The organism is Cellulomonas algicola, from assembly GCF_003851725.1.
In the GTDB taxonomy this organism is placed as follows: domain Bacteria; phylum Actinomycetota; class Actinomycetes; order Actinomycetales; family Cellulomonadaceae; genus Cellulomonas; species Cellulomonas algicola.
This window is the reverse complement of the sequence record NZ_BHYL01000084.1, coordinates 1-21,637: the sequence shown is the minus strand read 5'-3', so window position 1 is coordinate 21,637 and position 21,637 is coordinate 1. Positions and strand designations below refer to the sequence as shown.

At 73.5% G+C, this 21,637-nt stretch carries 17 protein-coding genes; 9 read left to right on the top strand and 8 right to left on the bottom strand.

Annotated elements, in window-relative coordinates:
* Window positions 1-29 precede the first annotated feature (29 nt).
* From CTKZ_RS06350 to CTKZ_RS06340, 3 genes are read right to left on the bottom strand one after another with little or no spacing between them, the layout of a single operon-like run.
* Window positions 30-1,337 (bottom strand): TRAP transporter large permease, encoded by a 1,308-nt coding sequence (locus tag CTKZ_RS06350; RefSeq protein WP_124342162.1) that lies wholly within the window; start codon window positions 1,335-1,337, stop codon window positions 30-32.
* On the bottom strand, window positions 1,334-1,945 hold the full coding sequence (locus CTKZ_RS06345; RefSeq protein ID WP_124342161.1) for a TRAP transporter small permease: 612 nt from the start codon (window positions 1,943-1,945) through the stop codon (window positions 1,334-1,336). Before CTKZ_RS06345 ends, CTKZ_RS06350 begins: the two co-directional genes overlap by 4 nt.
* 55 nt (window positions 1,946-2,000) lie before the next feature.
* Window positions 2,001-3,041, bottom strand: coding sequence for a TRAP transporter substrate-binding protein (locus tag CTKZ_RS06340; RefSeq protein ID WP_124342160.1), 1,041 nt, complete (start codon window positions 3,039-3,041; stop codon window positions 2,001-2,003).
* Window positions 3,042-3,389: 348 nt separating this feature from the next.
* Between CTKZ_RS06340 and CTKZ_RS06335 the strand changes: the two genes are divergently transcribed.
* Window positions 3,390-4,349 (top strand): DUF4862 family protein, encoded by a 960-nt coding sequence (locus tag CTKZ_RS06335; protein ID WP_124342159.1) that lies wholly within the window; start codon window positions 3,390-3,392, stop codon window positions 4,347-4,349.
* Window positions 4,350-4,409: 60 nt separating this feature from the next.
* On the opposite strand, the gene CTKZ_RS06330 is transcribed toward CTKZ_RS06335, so the two are convergent.
* Window positions 4,410-6,992: an ATP-dependent Clp protease ATP-binding subunit gene (locus CTKZ_RS06330; RefSeq protein WP_124342158.1), complete on the bottom strand. Its 2,583-nt coding sequence runs from the start codon at window positions 6,990-6,992 to the stop codon at window positions 4,410-4,412.
* 211 nt (window positions 6,993-7,203) lie between these two features.
* Here CTKZ_RS06330 and CTKZ_RS06325 point away from each other — a divergent pair, with 211 nt between their 5' ends.
* The 5 genes from CTKZ_RS06325 to CTKZ_RS06305 all read left to right on the top strand — a co-directional run bounded on the left by CTKZ_RS06325 (window position 7,204) and on the right by CTKZ_RS06305 (window position 13,114).
* Window positions 7,204-8,055: a Cof-type HAD-IIB family hydrolase gene (locus CTKZ_RS06325; RefSeq protein WP_268904334.1), complete on the top strand. Its 852-nt coding sequence runs from the start codon at window positions 7,204-7,206 to the stop codon at window positions 8,053-8,055.
* A 207-nt stretch (window positions 8,056-8,262) separates the two neighbouring features.
* The gene (locus CTKZ_RS06320; protein WP_124342156.1) at window positions 8,263-8,667 is read left to right on the top strand and encodes a RidA family protein; all 405 of its coding nucleotides are present in this window, start codon (window positions 8,263-8,265) and stop codon (window positions 8,665-8,667) included.
* Window positions 8,668-8,741: 74 nt separating this feature from the next.
* On the top strand, window positions 8,742-9,851 hold the full coding sequence (locus CTKZ_RS06315; protein WP_124342155.1) for an aminotransferase class V-fold PLP-dependent enzyme: 1,110 nt from the start codon (window positions 8,742-8,744) through the stop codon (window positions 9,849-9,851).
* A 252-nt stretch (window positions 9,852-10,103) separates the two neighbouring features.
* On the top strand, window positions 10,104-10,697 hold the full coding sequence (locus tag CTKZ_RS06310) for an alpha/beta hydrolase family protein (protein ID WP_124342154.1): 594 nt from the start codon (window positions 10,104-10,106) through the stop codon (window positions 10,695-10,697).
* A gap of 290 nt (window positions 10,698-10,987) precedes the next feature.
* On the top strand, window positions 10,988-13,114 hold the full coding sequence (locus CTKZ_RS06305) for an MMPL family transporter (protein WP_124342153.1): 2,127 nt from the start codon (window positions 10,988-10,990) through the stop codon (window positions 13,112-13,114).
* A 112-nt stretch (window positions 13,115-13,226) separates the two neighbouring features.
* Here CTKZ_RS06305 and CTKZ_RS06300 read toward each other — a convergent pair whose 3' ends face one another.
* Window positions 13,227-13,787: an O-acetyl-ADP-ribose deacetylase gene (locus tag CTKZ_RS06300; RefSeq protein ID WP_124342152.1), complete on the bottom strand. Its 561-nt coding sequence runs from the start codon at window positions 13,785-13,787 to the stop codon at window positions 13,227-13,229.
* A 219-nt stretch (window positions 13,788-14,006) separates the two neighbouring features.
* Between CTKZ_RS06300 and CTKZ_RS06295 the strand changes: the two genes are divergently transcribed.
* Complete coding sequence (locus tag CTKZ_RS06295) at window positions 14,007-14,564, top strand: hypothetical protein (protein ID WP_124342151.1); 558 nt, start codon at window positions 14,007-14,009, stop codon at window positions 14,562-14,564.
* Window positions 14,565-14,702: 138 nt separating this feature from the next.
* Window positions 14,703-15,335 carry a TetR family transcriptional regulator gene (locus CTKZ_RS06290; protein ID WP_124342150.1) on the top strand — a complete coding sequence of 211 codons (633 nt, stop codon included), beginning with the start codon at window positions 14,703-14,705 and terminating at the stop codon, window positions 15,333-15,335.
* A gap of 110 nt (window positions 15,336-15,445) precedes the next feature.
* On the opposite strand, the gene CTKZ_RS06285 is transcribed toward CTKZ_RS06290, so the two are convergent.
* Together CTKZ_RS06285 and CTKZ_RS22660 are read right to left on the bottom strand one after the other, a co-directional pair.
* A complete protein-coding gene (locus tag CTKZ_RS06285) occupies window positions 15,446-17,710 on the bottom strand; it encodes an aryl-beta-d-glycosidase (protein WP_124342149.1) in 2,265 nt (754 codons plus the stop codon).
* A gap of 856 nt (window positions 17,711-18,566) precedes the next feature.
* Window positions 18,567-20,282 (bottom strand): peptidoglycan-binding domain-containing protein, encoded by a 1,716-nt coding sequence (locus tag CTKZ_RS22660; RefSeq protein WP_124342148.1) that lies wholly within the window; start codon window positions 20,280-20,282, stop codon window positions 18,567-18,569.
* 252 nt (window positions 20,283-20,534) lie between these two features.
* Between CTKZ_RS22660 and CTKZ_RS21435 the strand changes: the two genes are divergently transcribed.
* Entirely contained in the window at window positions 20,535-21,044 is a 510-nt protein-coding gene (locus CTKZ_RS21435) for a DUF4854 domain-containing protein (RefSeq protein ID WP_160142844.1), read from the top strand.
* Between the two features lie 4 nt (window positions 21,045-21,048).
* Here the strand turns inward: CTKZ_RS21435 and dtd are convergent, their stop codons facing one another.
* A complete protein-coding gene (gene dtd, locus CTKZ_RS06270) occupies window positions 21,049-21,489 on the bottom strand; it encodes a D-aminoacyl-tRNA deacylase (RefSeq protein ID WP_124342147.1) in 441 nt (146 codons plus the stop codon).
* Window positions 21,490-21,637: the final 148 nt, after the last annotated feature.

The window sequence follows — 21,637 nt, the reverse complement described above, 5'->3', positions numbered from 1 at the left end:
GGTCGGGGTGCGGGTGGGGTGGGGCCGGCTCAGAGCAGGCCGACGAGGCCGGGCAGCCACAGCGACAGCCCGGGGACGAAGACGACGAGGAAGAGCACCGCCACGAGCGCGAGGAAGAACGGCATGAGGTGGCGGATGACGGGCTCGATCCGCACGCCGGCGACCTGCGCGCCGACGAACAGCACGGGCGCCGACGGGGGCGAGATGATCGCGATGCAGAGGTTGAAGGTGAGCATGATGCCGAAGTGCACGGGGTCGATCCCGTACTGCATCGCGATCGGTAGGAAGATCGGCGTGAAGATCAGCACGGCGGGCGTCGCGTCGAGCGGGATGCCGATGACGAGCAGCACCAGCATCATCACGAGCAGCACGACGACCTTGCTGTCGGTCCACCCGAACAGGCCCTCGGCGATGAGCTGCGGCATCCGCGTGAAGCTCATGACGAACGACATGATCGACGAGACGCCGATGAGGAAGATCACGACCGAGCTCGTGCGCGCCGCGGAGTACAGGATGCGCGGCAGGTCCCGCACGCGGATCGCCCGGTAGAGGAACGACAGGACGAGCGACGCGACCACCGCGACCGCCGACCCCTCGGTCGCGGTGAAGAAGCCGCCGACGATGCCGCCGATGACGACGACCACGAGCGCCAGGGACGGCAGCGCCTGCACGAAGACGGTCCCGATCTGACGCAGGTCCGCCCGGACCGGCTCGCGGAGCTCGGGGTGCCGACGGGCGTACCACGCGACGACGAGCATGCACGCGACGCCCCACAGGACGCCCGGCACGTACCCGGCGAGGAACAGCGCGCCGACCGAGGCGCTGCCGCTGGCCATCGCGTAGATGATTATGAGGTTGCTCGGCGGGATGAGCATGCCGCTGGGCGCGGAGGCGACGTTCGTCGCGGCGGTGAACGCCCGGTCGTACCTCTCGCGGGCCTGCATCGGCGACATCGTCGTGCCGACCGCCGCCGCGGCCGCGATCGCCGACCCGCTGATCGCCCCGAACAGCATGTTCGCCAGGACGTTCGTCTGCGCGAGCGGGGCGGGCGTGCGGCCGACGAGCACCTTCGCGAGGTTGATGAGCCGCGTCGCGATGCCGCCGTTGTTCATGATCCCGCCGGCGAGGATGAAGAACGGGATCGCGAGCAGGGCGAACGAGTTGACGCCGTTGAACATCCGCTGCGCGGACGTCGCGGCGCCGTCCTCGAGGCCCAGGACGAGGACGAGCGAGACCGCCGACGGCAGGCCGATGCTGATGCTGACCGGCGCACCGATCGCCATGAGCACGGCCATGCCGCCGAACAGGACGGCCGTCACGAGCGCGACGTCGGTCACAGCTCGACCCCTTCCTCGGGTGCGGTGTGCTCGACCCCGGCGTACCGGCGCGAGAGCGTGCCGGCCAGGTGGTGGAGCAGGTAGAAGGCGAACAGCACGCCCGCGACCGGGACCGCGAGGTACAGGGCTCCCGCCGAGACGGGCAGGACCGGGTTGGCCTGGTCCCACGTCTGGTGCGCGTTGGTCCAGCCGCCCCAGACCATGACGACGACGGCGAACGTGAGGGTGCTGAGGTACGCGACGATCTCGAGCACGCGCTGCGCGGCCAGCGGGGCCTTGAGCACGAAGTAGTCGATCGCCACGTCGGCCTTCTCGCCGGTCGCGATCGACACGCCGATGAGGCTGACCCACACGAACACGTACCGGGCGGCCTCCTCGGACCAGACGCTCGGGGCGTCCAGCACGAGGCGCGTGAAGACCTGCCACGTCACGAGCAGCACGAGCAGCGCGAAGAGCGTCACGCAGACCGCCCGGAGCACGGCGTCGAGCGCCGTCTTGAACCGGGTGAGCAGCGCGTGCTCGGTGGGCACGGGTCGCGGCGCGTCGGCGTCGCCGCCGTCGTCGGGGCCGTCGTCCGGTGGCGGCGGGGGTGCGGGAGGGGATGTCATCAGCAGACCTCTCGGTGTGCGGGGAGCGCGGGAGCGCGAGGCCGGTGCGCGGCCGTCACCCGGCGGCGGCGCGGACCTTCTCGTGGATCTCGCGGATGACGTCGTTGTCGAGCTTCGACTCCGTGAGCGGGCGGATGACCTCCGCGAACGCCTCCTCGTCGACCTCGTTGAACTGCGCGCCCGCCTCGGTCGCCATCTCCTTGGCGACCTCGATCTCGGTCTTCCAGAGGTCGCCCTCCTCCTCGACCGCGGCGGCGAGCTCCTCCTCGAAGATCGCGCGCACGTCGTCGGGCAGACCGTCCATCACCGCCGGGTTGGTGATGAGGTAGTCGGGCAGCATGAGGTGCCGCGTGTAGCTGAAGTACGGCGCCACCTCGGCGTGCTTGACGTTCGCGTAGGTGAGCTCGTTGTTCTCGGCCGCGTCGATGACGCCCGACTGGAGCGCGCCGTACACCTCGCCCATGCCCATGGGCGTCCCGGTGCCGCCCATGAGGCGGATCATCTCGATGTTGGTGTCGGACTCGATGACGCGGACCTTCATGCCCTCGAGGTCGGCGGGCGTCTCGATCGGCTTCTCGCCGTTGTACATCGACCGGACCCCGCCGTGGAACGCGGCGAGCACGTGCAGGTCCTGGTCGTCGAGCGACGAGTACAGCTCCGACACGATGTCGGGGTCGTTCGTCGTCTCGCGCTGGTGGTCCTGCGAGTCGAACGTGAACGGCAGGTTGAAGACCACGAAGTCGGGGTTGAAGTTCTCCATCAGCGGGCTCGCGACGACCGAGAACTCGACGGCCCCCGACTGCACGAGCTCGATGGTCTCCTTCTGCGCGCCGAGCGTCTCGTTCGGGTAGATCTCCAGGTCGTACGCGCCGTCGGTGCGCTCCTTGATGCGCTCGCCCATCGCGTCGAGCGCCCGGAACTGCGGGTGGTTGGGCTGCTGGTTGAACGCGACCTTGAAGACGGTCGCGGCCTGGCCGCCCGACGACCCGGTGCTGTCGCCGGCGGCGGTGCCGGTGCCGCCGGTGCTGCAGGCGGCGAGGCCGAGCGCGGTGGCGAAGGTGAGCGCGGTGACGGAAACGACGGTGTTTCGCCTCATGGGTGCTCCTCGGTGCGGGCCCACGGCAGGCGTGGGCGCTCGGGCGCTCGCAGGGCGTGCGCGGGGATGGTCCGGGGGTGCGGGTGGTGCAGCCCGCGGCGCCGCCGGCGGGTGCAGGCCGGGTGCGGCGCGGGTGCGGTTGCGGGGTGCGGTACCGGTGGTTGCGGGAGTCAGGACGACGATGTCAGACTTTCGTGGAACTCGGTTCCATCTAGCGGAACGGAACGGTAACGCAGCGTCGCAGACCGGTCAACACCCCGCCTTCCGGGCAGGGAAAGCCGTTCTCCGCGCCGCCGCAGCGGCCATGCCGCACCCGCTCCGGCTACCCCGACGCACCCCGGAGGACGCATGACGACGCCCGACCTGTACGTCTCCGCGTACATCACCGCCCCGACCGAACCCGCCGCCGAGGACCAGTTCTTCGACGCCGTCGCGGACCTCGACCTCGCCGGCCTCGAGTTCGCGCTCCAGCCCGAGGGGCACCGCACGCTCGACCCCGCCTGGATCGACGCGCACGTCCCCGCAGCACGCGACCTCGTCGTCTCGCTCGTGCCGACGATGACCGCGCGCCGCGCCGAGGTCCCGGCCTACGGTCTCGCGTCCACCGACCCCGAGCAGCGCGCCCGGGCGCTCGACGACGTGGCCCGCGCCCGCGACCTCGCGCACGTCCTCGCCGACCGGCACGGAGTCCGGCGCGTCAGTGCCGTCGAGGTGCACAGCGCGCCCGGCCCGCTCCTCGGCTCGCGGGACGCGTTCGAACGCTCGCTCGACGAGATCCTCGGCTGGGACCTCGCGGGCGCCGAGCTGCTCGTCGAGCACTGCGACGCGCTCGTGCCCGGGCAGGCGCCCGCCAAGGGCTTCCTCGGTCTCGACGAGGAGGTCGCGCTCGTGCAGTCGTTCGGGCTCGCACCCGACCTGCTCGGCATGGTCGTCAACTGGGGACGCTCCGCGATCGAGGGCCGCGACACCGCGACCCCCGTGGCGCACACGCGCGCCGTCGCCGACGCCGGCCTGCTGCGGCTCCTCGTCCTGTCCGGCGCGACCGACGCCGACACCGCGTGGGGAGCCGCCTGGGGCGACATGCACATCCCACCGCGCGGCGACCACTCGGCACTCGTCGCGTCGTCGGCGTCGCTGCTCGGCCCGCCGGAGGTCGCGGCCACCCTCGCCGCCGCCGGCGACGTCCCGCGGATCGGGCTCAAGTGGGGCGTCCGCCCGCACGACGCCGATGTCGCCACCCGCCTCGCGGTCGTCACCGCGACGATCGACCAGGTGGCCGCCGCACGCACCGCCCCCGTAGCCCGCTGACACGCGAGGAGGCCCGGCCCCCTCGTGGGGACCGGGCCTCCTGCGGTCAGACGGTGGGCGTCAGGCGCCCAGCGGCTGGGTTCCGGTGCCGCCGTCGCCGGCGCCCGAGATCGGCGGGGCCGCCGGGACGTCCGTGCCGGAGCCGGGGGTGCCGACGCTCGCGCCGACCGGGACGGGCTCCTTGCGCAGACCCTTGGCGATGCCCCGGAAGATGAACTCCCCGAGCAGGCCCTCGCCCTCGGCGTCGACGACGACCAGCTGGCCGCCCTTCAGCTCGCCGAACAGGATCTTCTCGGACAGCGCGTCCTCGATGTCCCGCTGGATCGCGCGGCGCAGCGGCCGGGCTCCCAGGACCGGGTCGTAGCCCTTCTCCGACAGCAGCTTCTTGGCCGCCGGGGTGAGCTCGATGCCCATGTCCTTGTCGCGCAGACGCTTGTCGAGCTTCGCGACCATCAGGTCGACGATCGCGAAGATCTCCGGCTGCGAGAGCTGCGGGAACACGACGACGTCGTCGACGCGGTTGAGGAACTCGGGACGGAAGTGCGTCTTGAGCTCGTCGTTGACCTTGGCCTTCATGCGCTCGTAGGACGTCGACAGGTCGCCGCCGGCCTGGAAGCCGGTCTGCAGGCCCTTGGCGATGTCCCGCGTGCCGAGGTTGGTGGTCATGATGATGACGGTGTTCTTGAAGTCGACCACCCGGCCCTGCGAGTCGGTCAGGCGACCGTCCTCGAGGATCTGCAGCAGCGAGTTGAAGATGTCCGCGTGCGCCTTCTCGACCTCGTCGAACAGGACGACGGAGAACGGACGACGGCGCACCTTCTCGGTGAGCTGACCGCCCTCGTCGTAGCCGACGTACCCGGGGGGCGAGCCGAACAGCCGCGACACGGTGTGCTTCTCCGAGAACTCGGACATGTCGAGCTGGATCAGCGCGTCCTCGTCGCCGAACAGGAACTCCGCGAGCGCCTTGGCGAGCTCCGTCTTCCCGACGCCCGTGGGGCCCGCGAAGATGAACGACCCACCGGGACGCTTCGGGTCCTTGAGGCCCGCGCGCGTGCGGCGGATGGCCTGCGACAGCGCCTTGATGGCGGCGTCCTGGCCGACGACCCGCTTGTGCAGCTCGTCCTCCATGCGGAGCAGGCGGCTGGACTCCTCCTCGGTGAGCTTGAACACCGGGATGCCCGTGGCGTTCGCCAGCACCTCGGCGATGAGCTCCTCGTCGACCTCCGCGACCGCGTCGAGGTCGCCGGACTTCCAGGCCTTCTCCTTCTCCTGGCGCTTGAGGCCGAGCTGCTTCTCGGCGTCGCGCAGGCGGGCGGCCTTCTCGAAGTCCTGCTCGTCGATCGCCGACTCCTTGTCGCGGCGCGTCTCGGCGATCTGCTCGTCGAGCTCGCGCAGCTCCGGCGGAGCCGTCATGCGGCGGATGCGCAGGCGTGCGCCGGCCTCGTCGACCAGGTCGATCGCCTTGTCCGGCAGGTACCGGTCGTTGACGTACCGGTCGGCCAGCGTCGCGGCCGCGACCAGCGCGGCGTCCGTGATGGACACGCGGTGGTGCGCCTCGTAGCGGTCGCGCAGACCCTTGAGGATCTCGATCGCGTGCTGCAGGTTCGGCTCGGACACCTGGATCGGCTGGAAGCGGCGCTCGAGGGCCGGGTCCTTCTCGACGTACTTGCGGTACTCGTCGAGCGTCGTCGCACCGATGGTCTGCAGCTCGCCGCGGGCGAGCATCGGCTTGAGGATCGACGCGGCGTCGATCGCGCCCTCGGCGGCACCCGCACCCACGAGGGTGTGGATCTCGTCGATGAACAGGATGATGTCGCCGCGCGTGCGGATCTCCTTGAGGACCTTCTTCAGGCGCTCCTCGAAGTCACCGCGGTAGCGCGAGCCGGCGACCAGGGCGCCCAGGTCCAGCGTGTAGAGCTGCTTGTCCTTGAGCGTCTCCGGCACGTCGCCGCGGACGATGTCCTGCGCGAGGCCCTCGACGACGGCCGTCTTGCCGACGCCGGGCTCGCCGATGAGCACGGGGTTGTTCTTGGTGCGGCGGGACAGCACCTGCATGACCCGCTCGATCTCCTTCTCGCGCCCGATGACCGGGTCGAGCTTGCCGTCACGCGCCGCCTGCGTGAGGTTGCGACCGAACTGGTCGAGCACGGCCGAGCCCGAGGGCTGACCCTCCTGCGGGCCGCCGGCAGCGACCGGCTCCTTGCCCTGGTAGCCCGACACCAGCTGGATCACCTGCTGGCGGACGCGGTTGAGGTCGGCGCCCAGCTTGTTGAGCACCTGCGCGGCGACGCCCTCACCCTCGCGGATGAGACCGAGCAGGATGTGCTCGGTGCCGATGTAGTTGTGGCCGAGCTGCAGCGCCTCGCGCAGGGACAGCTCGAGGACCTTCTTGGCCCGCGGCGTGAACGGGATGTGGCCCGACGGCGCCTGCTGGCCCTCGCCGATGATCTCCTGCACCTGGGCGCGGACGGCCTCGAGGGAGATGCCGAGCGACTCCAGGGCCTTGGCCGCGACACCCTCACCCTCGTGGATGAGACCCAGGAGGATGTGCTCGGTGCCGATGTAGTTGTGGTTCAGCATCCGCGCCTCTTCCTGGGCGAGGACGACGACGCGGCGGGCTCGGTCCGTGAATCTCTCGAACATGTGCACTCCTCACGAGCGACGTGCTCGCCGGGTACCCGGGGCGGCGGCCGGTGGGCGACGACGAGCGGCGTTGTTCGATGCTAACCACAGGGGGTACCCCCCACTGCCCGTGTTCGCCGCAGGCGTGAAAGGCGACCCGGACGGGCGGTCCGTCCGGGCACGTGCCTGGCGTGACGCGGGCGGCACGCGGCGGTTTGCGAGGATGGGCCGGGTGAACGTCGACTTCCCCGTGCTCGAGCCGCCCGTCCTCGACGAGGTCCCCGACGTGCGCCTCGTCGCGCTCGACATGGACGGGTCGCTTCTCGACGACGACAAGCGCGTGCACCCGACGTTCTGGCCGCTGCTCGACGAGCTCCTCGCGCGCGGCGTCATGGTGTGCCCCGCGAGCGGCCGGCAGTACGCGACGCTGCGCGCCCAGATCGGCCGTGACGACCTCGTCTACGTCGCGGAGAACGGCGCCTACGTGGTGCACGGCGGGGTCGAGGTCGCGTCCGACACCCTCGCGACGGCCACGGCCCACGACGTCGTCGAGGTCGTCCGTTCCGAGGCCGCTGCCGGCCTCGACGTCGGCACCGTCCTGTGCGGCAAGCGGTCCGCGTACGTCGAGCGGTCCGACGAGCGGTTCCTCGCGCAGTGCGAGCCGTACTACGCGCTGCTCGAGGTCGTCGACGACCTGCGCGCGGTCGACGACGACGTCCTCAAGGTCGCCGTCTACGACTTCGGCCCCGCCGAGCGTGGCGCCGGTCCCGCGCTGTCCGAGCTGCGCCGCGAGTCGCGCGTCGTGGTCTCCGGGCAGCACTGGGTCGACGTCATGAGCCGCACCGTCGACAAGGGCGCCGCACTGCGGTCCGTGCAGGAGTCTCTCGGCGTCACGCGCGAGCAGACCATGGCGTTCGGCGACTACTTCAACGACCTCGGCATGCTCGACGCCGCCGCCTGGTCGTTCGCGATGGACAACGCGCACCCCGAGGTCCGCGCGCACGCGCGCTTCGTCGCCCCGTCGAACAACGCCAACGGCGTCGTCCGCACCATCGCCTCCGCGCTGGGCATCGCGCTCGGGTGACGGTCCTGGGCGCGGTCGCGTCCCGGCGGCACGATCGACGCTGACGGCCGACGACGGGTCCCGTCTCCGTCGCCGAGATCCGCCGCCCGGTTGAGCCGAAGCCGTCCTCGGGCTGGCGTCGGCTGTTCGCTCGCTGACCAGCAGGTTTCGCACGTCGTCGGACAACCCGGACGCGATCCGTCCGGTTACCGCCCTAGCGTGGCGCGCATGGACACGATCACGTTCCTCCGCCCCGACGGGCTCGTGCAGAGCCCCGCGTTCTCCCACGCCGCCGTCGTGCCGCCCGGCGCGACGACGATCTACGTCGGCGGGCAGAACGCCGTCGACGCGTCCGGCGCCCTCGTCGGCGGCGACGACGTCGCCGCCCAGGTCACGAAGACGATGGCGAACCTCGTCACCGCCCTGGGCGCGGCCGGCGCGGGCGTCGACGACCTCGTGAGCGTCACGGTGCTGTTCGTCGACGGCGTCGACCTCGCCGCCGCGTACGGCGCCGCCGCTCCGGCGCTGGCACGCGAGGGCGCGCCGCCGCTGGTCACCGCCGCCCGCGTGGCCGGACTCGGCGTCCCCGGCGCGCTCGTGGAGGTCTCGGCGATCGCGGCCGTCGTCCGCTGACCCCGCCCTCGCGCAGGTCGCGTCCGGGGGCGTGGTCGTTGTGCGGCGGCGCCGCGCGGGTGACGATCGGGCTCATGACGACCGACGCCCGCACCGCACCCACCGGGACCACCACGAGCACGACCGACCCGCTCACGACGCTGCGGGCCGCGATCGACCGCGTGCCGGGGTACCTCGACGCGGCGACGTGCGGCCTCCCGCCGCGCGCCACGGCCGACGCGATGCGCGCCGGGATCGACGCGTGGCAGGCGGGGCGGATCGACATGGCCGCGTACGACGACGCGGTCGACCGGTCCCGGGCGGCGTACGCGCGGATCGTCGGCGTCGACACGTCGTCGGTCGCGATCGGCGCGCAGGCGTCGAGCCTCGTCGGCCTCGTCGCGGCGAGCGTGCCCGACGGCGCCGAGGTCGTGGTCGTCGACGGGGACTTCGCGTCGGTCGTCTTCCCGTTCCTCGTGCACGCCGACCGGGGCGTGACGGTGCGTCAGGTACCGCTCGAGGAGCTCGCGGCGAGCGTCGACCCGTCGACGGCGGTCGTCGCGTTCTCGCTCGTGCAGTCGCGCGACGGTCGGGTCGCCGACGCCGACGCGGTCGTGGCGGCCGCCCGGGCCGTCGGCGCGCTCACGGTGTGCGACGCGACGCAGGCCGTCGGCTGGTTCCCCGTCGATGCGGGCCGCTTCGACGTGACCGTCGGTGCCGCGTACAAGTGGCTCGCCGGTCCGCGCGGTGCCGCGTTCCTCACCGTCGCCGACACCGCCCGCGAGCGCCTGCGCCCGCTCTCGGCGGGCTGGTACGCGGGCGAGGAGATCTGGCGGTCGATCTACGGCCCCGAGATGACGCTCGCCGGCGACGCGCGCCGGTTCGACGTGTCGCCCGCGTGGCTCGTGTGGCTCGGCACCGCACCCGCGGTCGAGGCGTTCGCGACCGTCGACCCGCACGACGTGCGCGCGTACGACGTCGCGCTCGCGGACGCGTTCCGGGGCGGCGTCGGGCTCGGCCCGGGCGGGAGCGCGATCGTCTCGCTCCCCGACGACGACGCCGGCACGCTCCGCGCGGCCCTCACCGACGCCGGCTGCCGGGTCGCGGGTCGCGGCGGCGGCGTCCGGCTGGCCTTCCACGTCTGGAACGACACGGACGACGTGGCCCGCGCGCTCACCGCCGTCGAGCCCCACCTGCCCGGCTGACCCCTCCCCCCGCGGCGCGTCATCCGTCGCCCTCGCTGCCCGGTCGGTGCGGTCGGGCGGCCGACCCGGGTCTCGGTACCGCACCGCCCGCCAGAGCGGTAGCCAGACCCGGTTCACGGGCCACCGCACGCCTGCGGCGCGTCGGGCGCGCAACGCCGGGGTCGTCCCGCGCCGGTCCAGCGGCGCTGGCGTCGCTGTCCGCGGACCCGCGCACGCGGACAGCGAGGGCGCCGGCGCGAGAGGGTGGGTGGCATGGGCGGGGACGAGTCGACGAGGCGCGGGCCGGTGGACGTCGCGGGGGTCGTGCTGACGCCTGGCGCGGGCGCCGACCGGGACCACCGGACGCTCGTCGCGCTGGAGGCGGCGCTCGCCCCGCTGCCGGTGCTGCGGCTGAACTTCCCCAACCGCGAGCGCGGCAGCCGTGCCCCGGACCGCCCCGAGGCCGCGGTCGCCCACCTGCGCGCGCACGCGACCGCCTTCGCGACGGAGCTCGGGGTGGGGACCGAGCGGCTCGTCCTCGGCGGCCGGTCGTTCGGCGGGCGGATGTCGTCGATGGCGGTCGCCCAGGGGTTCCCGGTGGCCGGGCTCGTCCTGCTCTCGTACCCGCTGCACCCGCCGGGCAGGCCCGACCGCCTGCGGGTCGAGCACCTGCCCGACGTCGCCGTGCCGGTGCTGGCGGTGTCGGGCCGGCGCGACCCGTTCGGCTCGCCCGGCGAGCTGACGACGCACCTGTCGACCGTCCGCGGCCCGCTGACCACAGTCTTCGTCACGGGCGACCACTCCCCGAAGGACGACGCGGCGGTGACGACAGCGGTGCGCGACTGGCTGCTCGGCACCGCTTCCTGAGCGGACCCTGAGAGCGCGCCCTCGACACCTCGGGGCACCCCGACCCACGATTCGGGGGTATCCCGGATGTCCGGTCTGTCCCCTTCTGCGAGAGCGTCGTCCTCACGGGGACGCCCGGCGCGGAGGGTGCGCCGGGCACCCCGGACCACGCGCGTCGCGCACGTCGCGCACCCCTGCGGGGCGCCCCGTCCGCACCTGGCACTGCCGCACCGGAGCAACCGCCGCACCCGCACACCGCACCGCCGCACCACGCACCGGCCGTCCCTGTCGTCGAGACCCGAGGAACCGTCATGTCCCAGGTCGCCGGGTGGATCACCCACCGCTACGTGAAGTACGTCGTCATCGCGTTCTGGCTCGTCGTCACCGCGCTGCTGGGACCGCTCGCGGGGAAGCTCACGAGCGCGCAGGAGAACGACGCGGAGTCGTGGCTCCCCGCGGACGCGGAGTCGACGGAGGTGCTCGCGGCCGCGGCCGCGTTCCAGCCCGACGACGTGGTGCCCGCGGTCGTCGTCTACGAGCGCGACGGCGGTCTGCGGCCGTCGGACCAGGAGACGGTCGCCGCGGACGTCGCGGCGTTCGCCGACCTGGACGGGCTCGCCGGGGACGTCGTCGGGCCGATCCCGTCGCAGGACGGCGAGGCGGTGCAGGTGATCGTGCCGATCGAGGCGCCCGACGGCTGGGACTCGCTCGGGCCGACCGTCGAGTCCATCCGCACGACTGTCGCCCAGGGCGCCGACGGCCTGGTGCCGTACGTGACCGGGCCGGCGGGCCTCGCGGCCGACCAGTCGAAGGCGTTCGAGGGGATCGACTCGACGCTGCTGTTCGCGGCGGGCGGCGTCGTCATCGTCATGCTGCTGCTCACGTACCGGAGCCCGGTGCTGTGGCTCCTCCCGGTCGTGTCGGCGGTCGTCGCGCTGACCGTCGCGCAGGCCGTCGTGTACGTGCTGGCGGACCGCTTCGACCTCACGGTGAACGCGCAGAGCGCGGGCATCCTCACCGTCCTGGTGTTCGGCGCGGGCACGGACTACGCGCTTCTCCTGGTGGCCCGGTACCGCGAGGAGCTCCGCAAGCACGGCGACCGGCACGCGGCGATGGCGGAGGCGCTGCACCGCGCGAGCCCCGCGATCATCGCGTCGGCCGCGACCGTCGCCGCCGGCATGCTCGTGCTGCTGCTCGCGACGATGAACTCGACCGCCGGGCTCGGACCGGTCGCCGCGATCGGCATCGGCGTCGCGCTGCTCGTCATGCTCACGCTGCTGCCCGCGCTGCTCGTGACCTTCGGCCGCTGGGTGTTCTGGCCGAAGGTGCCGCACCTCGGCGACGACGAGCCGACGACGCACGGCGTGTGGGCGCGGATCGGCGCGCAGGTCGCCCGTCACCCGCGCCGGATCTGGCTCGCGACCGCGGCCGTGCTGGCCGTCGCGAGCATCGGCTGGCTCCAGCTCGACCCGACGGGCCTGTCGAACGAGGAGTCGTTCCGCACGGCCCAGCCGTCGATCGCGGGCGAGAAGGTCCTCGAGGACCACTTCGACGGCGGGGCGGGCGCGCCCGTCGTCGTGCTCGCGGACGCCTCGCAGGCCGACGCGGTCCGCGTCGCGTTCGCCGGCGTCGAGGGCATCGACGCGGACTCCGTGAGCGAGCCCGTGGTCACCGACGGCCTCGCCTACCTCGAGGGGACCCTGGAGTCGGCGCCCGACAGCGACGCGGCGGACGCGACCGTCGACCGCGTGCGCGACGCGGTGCACGCCGTCCCCGACGCCGACGCGATGGTCGGCGGGTCGACCGCGATCGACCTCGACGCGCAGCGCGCGTCCGCGGCGGACAACCGGCTGCTCATCCCGATCATCCTGCTCGTCGTCTTCCTGGTGCTCGTGCTGCTCCTGAGGTCGCTCGTCGCCCCGCTCGTCCTCATGGGCACGGTCGTGCTGAGCTTCGGCGCTGCCATCGGGATCAGCGCGCTCGTCTTCCGCTACGCGTTCGGGTTCGGCGGCACCGACTCGTCGTTCCCGCTCTTCACGTTCGTGTTCCTCGTGGCTCTCGGCGTCGACTACAACATCTTCCTCATGACGCGCGTGCGGGAGGAGGCGCTGCGGCTGGGGCACCGGCGGGGCGCGCTCGTCGGCCTCGCGGCGACGGGCGGCGTCATCACGTCCGCGGGCCTGGTGCTCGCGGGGACGTTCGCCGCCCTGGGCACGCTGCCCGTCGTGTCGTTCGCCGAGATCGGGTTCGCCGTGGCGCTCGGCGTGCTGCTCGACACGCTCGTCGTCCGCTCGATCCTCGTCACCGCGCTCAACCTCGACATCGGGCCGCGCATGTGGTGGCCGAGCGCCCTGTCCCGTCGACCTGAGCCGACGCACGCCCGGCACGCGGTGGACGGTCCCGACGCCGCGCGGCAGGAGCCCGTCCCGACCCGCTGACGACGGCCCGAGAGCCACCGGGCCCGCCCCGCATGCGCGACGCGGGACGGGCCGGCGGCTCGTGCGCGACCGCGGGACGGCGCGCACGACGGGTGGTGCGCCGCGTGGCGTGTCAGCGGTGCGGTGCCCCCAGCGCGCGCTCGAACGCGTCCAGCAGGGGCGCCGAGAACAGCACGAAGCGCACGAGCGCGATCCCGCTCGGGTGCGTGTGCCCGTCCTCGTCCGGGCGCTCGGTCGACCCCTGCCACGCACGTGCGGCCGCGACGCCGATCCGCGCGACCTCGTCGGCATCCCACCCGTAGGCACCCGCGCTCACCGCGGGGAACGCGATGCTCGCCGCCCCGACCTCGACCGCCCGTTCGAGGGACCGCGTGAAGCACGACGCCAGGTCGGCGGTCTCCCGCTGCCCGCGGTTCCAGTTCGGGCCGACGGTGTGCACGACCCAGCGCGCCGGCAGGTCGAAGCCGGGCGTGACGACGGCGTCCCCGACGGGCAGACCGTCCGGGTAGGTCGTGCGTCGCACCTCTCGGCACGCCTCCAGCAGCCGCGGCCCGGCCGCCGCGTGGATCGCGCCGTCGACCCCGCCGCCGCCCAGCAGCGACGAGTTCGCGGCGTTGACGACCGCGTCGACGTCCTGCGTCGTGATGTCCCCCCGGACGGCCTCGATCTGCATGCGACCCATCCTGGGGTGGGCTCGGGCGCCCGGCCAGCGGCGCGGGGGCTCGCGCGCCCGGTTTGCCCGGGTCTAGCGTGCGGACCAGGTCGCACGTCGCGGCCGGTCGGGACGGCAGGGCGGCGGTCGGGACGGCACGGCGGGCGGTCGCGCCGGCTCGCACGACGCCGCGACGCGGGACACGAGGTGCGCAGGGTCGCGCGGGAGCGAGGTGGCGGGGTGCCGACGAGGACGACGAGGACCACGACGAGCGAGCCCGCGTTCTCGCTGCGCTCGCTGGAGGTGCGGCACGCGGTCGGCTGGGTCGTCGGCGTGGTGCTGGTGGCGGGCGTCGGCGCCGTGGTGTGGCACCTGGTCGACGTGCGCTCGACCGGCCAGCTGGGCGCGCTCGCGATCGGTGCACTGTGCGCGGGCGGGCTGCTGCTCATCGCGGTCGGCTGCGGGACGTTCACCGCGGAGTACGTCAAGGTCACGACGACGGAGACCACCGAGTCCGACCCGGGCGCGGGTACCCGTGACGCGCCGACGGCGGCCGTCCAGGCGCTCGTGCCGCAGGTCGCCGCCGGCCTCGCGAAGCTGACGCCCGCGCGCTCGCTGATCTTCGCGGGCATCACGCTGCTGCTCGTCGCGGGCGCGGGCGCCGGGATCGGCTACACGCTCGACCAGGTCGCGGGCAACGCACCCGCGAGCAAGCCGAGCCCCGGCCCGAGCGGCTCACCGGCCGAGTCGGGCAGCTCGGGCACGACCGGTCCCGCGCCGTCCCCCGACGACTCCTGAGCCCGACCCAGGACCTCGGCTCCCCCGACCGCTGCGGCACGCCGCACGCCCGTCCCGCGCTCGCGAGGCGACCGGGCGGCCGACCTCACCCTGGCGGACACGGGCCGGCACCCGACCGCCGCGTGCCATCCTGGGCGCATGTCGACCGAGGTCAGCGGCACCCCGACCGGCTACGCCCGTGGGCGCGCGACGCGCGAGGAGATCCTCGACGCCGCGATGCGACTGTTCGGCGAGGTCGGGTACACGTCGGCGTCGCTGCGTGAGGTCGCGTCCCGCGTCGGCATCACGCACCCGGGCCTGCTGCACCACTTCAAGAGCAAGGCCGCGCTGCTCGAGGCGGTGCTCCAGCGCCGCGACGAGATCGACGAGGCCGCGATCCGCGCGGACCGCGAGGCGGGCGTCGACTACTTCGAGGCGCTCGTCCTGCTGGTCGAGCGCAACGCGCGCCGCCCCGCGATCGTCGAGCTGTTCACGACCCTCTCGGGCGAGGCCACGTCACCGGGCCACCCCGCGCACGCGTACTTCCAGGACCGCTACGCGCGCGTCGTGGGGACGACCGCCGAGATGCTCGAGGAGCGCCGCCTCGCCGGCGGCCTGCGCCCCGGCGTCGACCCGCTGACCGCGGCCCGCCTGCTCGTCGCCGTCATGGACGGCCTCCAGGTCCAGTGGCTGCTGGAGGCCGACGCCCAGGGCACGCGCGTCGACATGGCCGCGGGCCTGCGCGCCGCCTACGCGGCGTTGTTCGTGCCGGTGGACGACACCGCGCGGTAGCGGACCGCCGAGTGCCCGTGGATCGCGACGGGCCGCGGTCCGGAGGCGCCGGACGGCGGTCGTCGCTGACGGCCGCGGTGCCGCCAGCGGCGGCCCCTGTCGCCGCCGTGTCAGGCGTTCGCCTTCTCCACCAGCACGTCGAGCTGCTCGGGCGTCAGCGGCGACAGCCCGAAGTCGGCGAAGACGCGCGCGGGCGTCTGCGCCAGCATCGCGGCCATGGTCTCGTCCATGGGCGGCGCGTCGTCGGACGCCAGGACGGCGCCGATGAGCGACCCGCCCACAGGGTGCGCCATCCACTCGGCGAGGGTCGACCACGCGGTGAGCTCGCCCCACAGCGGCTGGCCGACGACCTCGACGGAGGCGCTGCCGCGCACGTCGCGCGACGACGCGCCGACCTCGACGACGAACGTGCCGCCCTCGACGACCCAGCGCCGGAGCCCGGGGTGCCAGTACGACAGGTCGCGGGCGTCGAGCGTGAACGTCACGGTCTGCGACTCGCCGGGCGCGAGCGCGACCTTGGCGAACGCCTTGAGCTCACGCGTCGGCCGCAGCACGGACGCCTCGGGGTCGCGGACGTAGACCTGCACGACCTCGGCGCCGGGCCGGTCGCCGGTGTTGGTGACGGTCGCGGACACCTCGACGCGCACGTCGGCACCTTCGCCGAGCGCCCGCGCCCGGACGTCCGAGTAGCCGAAGGTCGTGTACGTCAGCCCGTGGCCGAACGGGTAGGCCACGTCGACGCCGCGCGTGTCGTACCAGCGGTACCCGACCAGGACGCCCTCGCCGTACCGGACGATGCCGCCCTCGCCGGGGAAGTTGCCGAACGCGGGGGTGTCCTCGATCCGCAGCGGGATCGACTCCGCGAGGCGGCCGGACGGTGCGACGGTCCCGAGCAGCAGGTCGGCGACGGCGGACCCGCCCGCCTGCCCGCCGAGCCACGCCTCGAGCACGGCGGCGGCGCGGTCGCGCCACGGCAGCGAGACGGCGGACCCGTTGGCGAGCACGACGACGACGCGCGGGTTCACCGCGGCGACCGCCTCGAGCGTCGCGACCTGGTTGTCGGGGAGGCCCAGCCGGGGGCGGTCGTAGCCCTCGGACTCGTCGGGCCCGGGCAGGCCGAGGAAGACGACGACGGTGCGCGCCGTGCGGGCCGCCTCCACCGCGGCCGCGCGGTGCGCGTCGTCGTCGCCTGTCGGCCCGCCCGAGATCGTGAAGCCGGGCTCGAACGGCAGGTCGGTGCTCGTGGCCGCCCGGAGCGCGGTGAGCGCGTCGTCGAGGCGGGTGGGGACGACCTGCGAGGAGCCGGCGCCCTGGTAGCGCGGGGTGCGGGCGAACTCGCCGACGACGAGCAGCCCGTCGCCGCCGTCGAGCGGCAGGACGGGTGCGCCGTCGACGGGGTCGTTCTTCAGCAGGACGGCACCGGCCGCGGCCGCCTCGCGGGCCAGGGCGTGGTGCGCGTCGACGTCGACCGTGCTGTCGGCGTCCGCCAGGGCCGGGAGCGCGCGGGCGATCAGGTGCAGGACGCGGCGGACGGCGGTGTCGAGGACGGCCTCGTCGAGCATCCCGGCGCGGACGGCGTCGACGACGGCCTCGTCGGGGCGCGGGCCGGCGGCGGGCATCTGGAGGTCGAGGCCGGCGTCGAGCGCGGCGACACGGTCGTGCACGGCACCCCAGTCGCTCACGACGAGGCCCTCGAAGGCCCACTCGTCGCGCAGGACCTCCGTGAGCAGCCAGTGGTGCTCGGACACGAACGTGCCGTTGAGCTTGTTGTACGCGCACATGACGGTCCACGGCTGCGCACGCGTGACGACGCGCTCGAACGCGGGCAGGTAGATCTCGCGCAGCGTCCGCTCGTCGACCTCCGCGGAGACGCGCATGCGGTCCGTCTCCTGGTTGTTGGCCGCGTAGTGCTTGAGCGACGTGCCGACGCCCTGGCTCTGGATGCCGTCGACGAGCGCGACGCCGATCTCCCCCGCGACGACCGGGTCCTCCGAGACGTACTCGAAGTTGCGCCCGCACAGCGGGGTCCGCTTGATGTTGACGCCGGGGCCGAGGAGGACGGCGACGTCGTGGGCGCGGGTCTCGCGACCGAGCGCCTCGCCGACGCGTCGGACGAGGTCGACTTCCCACGTGGACCCGAGCGCGGCGGCGGTCGGGAAGCAGGTGGCGGGGACGGAGTCGAAGAGGCCGAGGTGGTCCGCGCCGCTGCGCTGCTTGCGCAGGCCGTGGGGCCCGTCGGTGAGCATCAGGGCGGGGACGCCCAGGCGCTCGACGCCCTTCGCGTGCCAGAAGTCGCGGCCGGACGTGAGGGCGGCCTTCTCCTTGAGGGTGAGCGCGGCCAGCACGTGCTCGACGTCGAACGGTGCGTACCCCATGACGGCTCCTCGTCCTCGCGACAACGGACGACCAAAAACCTACCAGCCGGTAGTGAATGTGCCGAGAGCCTCGCGGCGTCGCGTGACGCGATGCGACGGGGTCGACGCCGCCGGACGCGAGCCGGACGGGAGGAGCTCGGCGAACCGGGGCGCGAACATGACGAAGGCCCCTCGGTCGCTTACACCGAGGGGCCTACCTCCCAGCCTAACGAGCGTCCTGCCCCGGACGGGTGAACTGCGGGTGGCGTGTCCACACATTCCGTCCACAGCCCTGTGGGCAACCGGTGTCGGCCCTGCACGAGCTGTGGACGAACCTGTGGGCGCACCGGTGGACAAAAGTCGGCCTCCCGACCCTCTTGCACGCCCCCACAACACAGGACTAGAACTTCACCAACGAGCTCGACGGCATCAAGATCGCAGGTGAGAGGCCCTTTCGAGGGCGGACCACCCGCGACGAGGGCTGTCGGGCACGGGCCGACCGGAGAACGGGCGACCAGCTCGACGAGGCAACTCGTCGACCTGTGGACGACGACACAGGGGTCGCAACGGACCGGAAGGCCGGACGCAGTCCTCCCGCCCGCGGCGGACCGACGGCGCCGACGCCCCCCGGGCGACGGAACCGGAGGAAGGCCGGGTGACGGGCAGGAACCGCACCGTCGCAGCGGTGTCCTCGCCGGTCCTCCGGCGGACGCGGACCTGCGGCCACGGGAAGGCCCCTCGGACGCTTACTCCGAGGGGCCTTCTCCGTGCGTGCCGGCAGGGGCGACTCGCGACACCGTCAGCGGGTGCCCGGTGCACGCACCCGGGGCGGGCTGCCGGTCAGGCAACCCGCCCCGGGCGGTCGTACGGCCTCCGGTCAGCGAGCGCCGACCTCGAGGATCTTCGCCCAGGTCAGGCGGCCGACGATGCCGTCGGCGACCAGGCCGTGCGCCTTCTGGAACGCCTTCACGGCCACCGTGGTGCGCGGGCCGAAACGGCCGTCCACCTGGGCGCCGACGGCGCGCTGGATGAGGACGACCGGCTGGCCGGTCGCGCCGCTCGAGATGCCGCGGTTGATCAGCACCTGCGGGATCGACACGGTGACGACCGGGCGGACACCCGTCCCGCCGTTGGCGACCTGCACGAGCACGGCCCAGGTCCGCGGACCGACGATGCCGTCGGCCACGAGGCCGTGGGTCCGCTGGAACGCGACGACCGCCGCCCGCGTGGCCGGCCCGAAGACGCCGTCCTGCGGGGTGCCGACGATCCGCTGGATGATCACGACCGACGGGCCGGTGGCCCCGCGCTTGACGCCCTGCGCGATCTGCGCCGCCGGGATCGCGTCCTTCGAGAGGACGGGGGCGGGTGCGGACGGTGCGGGGGCGGCCGGCGCGGTCGGCTGCGCGGGAGCGGAGCCCGTGGCGACGACCTCCCAGACGTAGTCCAACGGCTGCGAGTAGTGGCCGTCGGCCACCGCGTAGACGCGGATCGTGTGCCGGCCCACCGCGAGGCCCGTCAGGGTGAACTCGGTGCCGTCGACCTCGACCGGGGTGACGCTCTGGGCGCCCTCGGGCAGGTCGACGACGTACTCGAGGGTCGCGCCGGGGTCGGTCGCGACGGCGAACCGGGCGGTCGTCGACGTGGTGGAGGCGTCGGGCTTCGCCAGCCACGACGCGGACACCAGCGGCGCCTCGGCGACGTCGACCGTCACGGTCGACTCGTTCGACTGCTCGCCCTCCTCCGTCCAGACGGAGAACGTGAAGGTGAACGTGCCGGCCGTCCGCGGGTACAGCGTGACGACGTGCGTGTCCTCCCAGTCGAACTGGAAGCCGAGCGCCTCGCCGTCCGTGGTCCACGCGTCGAACCCGGTGACGGTGTGGGTGCCCGCGGTCACGTGGTCGTCGAGGTCGATCGTGGTCTGCTCGTCGACGGTCGCGGCGAAGGAGAGGGTCTCCGGGACGGACGGGGCCACGACCGAGGAGTCGACGGTCCAGTCCCATGCGGTGCCGTTGTGGTTGCCGGCCGCGTCCACGACGGCGAAGTCGATGAAGTGGTAGCCCTCGGTCAGACCGGTCAGCTGGACCGTGCTCCCGGTCACGACGACGGGCTCGTCGCCGTCGAGGCTGTAGGTCACCGTGGCACCGGGCTCGCTGGTCACGCCGAACGTGAGCGACGTGGCGGTCGTGTGCCGTCCGGGGCGCTCGAACACCGGGGGCGTGACCGAGATGTCGGCCTCCGTGTCGACCGTGAACGTGCCCGAGGCGATCTGCCCGCCGGCGTAGTCCACGCTGTAGGTGTGCGGGCCGTCGGCGAGCGCCGGACCCTCGAACTCCCAGCCGCCCAGCGGGTCGGAGGGCGTGGACGTGGTCGCGCCGTCGATCGTGATGTCGACCACGCCGCCGAGGCCATCGGTCGTGCCGGCGAAGTTGGGGGTGTCGTCGTTCGACAGCGCCGCGGGCGCGACCGTGACCGTCGCGGCCGGCGGGACGGCGGACGCGGGGACCGTGGCGACGGCGGTGAGAGCGGCGGTCAGGATGGCCGCGGCGGCGGCGGAGGCCCCGCGGCGGGCGCGGGAGGACGTGCGTGCAGACATGCGGATGGTGCCTTCCGTGTCAGGCATCCCGAGTGGAGACCCGTGTTGACTGATCGGCTGGTCAGAGGCGTTCCTGAGTGGTGACGGACGCTGCCCGCAGCGCGGCGGGCCGATCGACCGCGGCCCAGCCGTCACGTCTCGCCCTCCGGGTGCCCCTGACAACCGACGCGACCCCTGCCAGACTTCTCCCGCCTCGGGACACCGGCGTCCGGCGGCACCACACGTCGACGCAGACCGAAAGAGGACCACCCCGTGCAGACCACCACCCGGCGCGCCGCTGCCGCGCTGCTGATCGCGACCGCGCTCACCCTCACCGCGGCGTGCTCGTCGTCGAGCCCCGAGGCCGAGGAGACGACGGCCGCGGCCCCGACCAAGGAGGCGCCCGCGACGGACACCGAGGCCACCGAGGACTCGGCCGACTCCGGCGACGACCAGGCCGCCGCGCTCGACGCGTACGTCACGGCCCTGCAGGCCACGGTCCCGCAGCTCATGTCGCAGTTCGACGGCACGTACTCCGCGATCACGATCACGGGCGAGCAGCCGAGCACCGTCGTCTACACGTACACCTACGCGCAGCAGCTCGACGCCCCTGCGACGGCGAGCGCGCTCGACGGCCAGGTCGACCAGCTCCAGGACGTGTGCGACTCCGCCGTGTTCCCCGAGATGGAGGGCCAGGGCATCACGACGGACCCGCAGGTCCGGTACGTCTACGTCAACGCCGACGGTGCGGAGATCTGGTCGCACACGTTCGCGAAGTCCTGACCCGTCAGACGGCGGCCGGTGACGACTCCAGCAGGATCGTCACCGGCCCGTCGTTGACGAGCTCGACCGCCATGTCCGCACCGAACACCCCGGTCGCGACCTCGAGCCCGCGCTCGCGCAGCGCCGCGACGACCGCCTCGACGAGCGGCTCGGCGACCGGTCCCGGCGCGGCGGCGTTCCACGTCGGGCGGCGCCCCTTGCGGGTGTCCGCGTAGAGCGTGAACTGGCTGACGACGAGCACCGGGGCGCCGACCTCGACCGCGCTGCGCTCGTCCCGCAGGATCCGCAGCTCGGCGATCTTGCGGGCGACCAGCTCGACCTGCGCGGTGCCGTCGCCGGGCGTCACGCCGACCAGCGCGACCAGCCCCGGGCGGTCGATCGACCCGACGACCTCGCCGTCGACCGTCACGGACGCGCGCGTCACGCGCTGCACGACGGCCCTCACTCCTGCCCCCGGGACGGCACGTCGCGCGACGCGCGGTGCGTTCGCGAGGTGCCTTCGCTCGACACGCGGTGCTTGCGCGGCGCGCCTTCGCGCGACGCGCACGCCGATCGCGGGGCCACCGCCCTCACGCGGCGGATCCCGGCCCGAA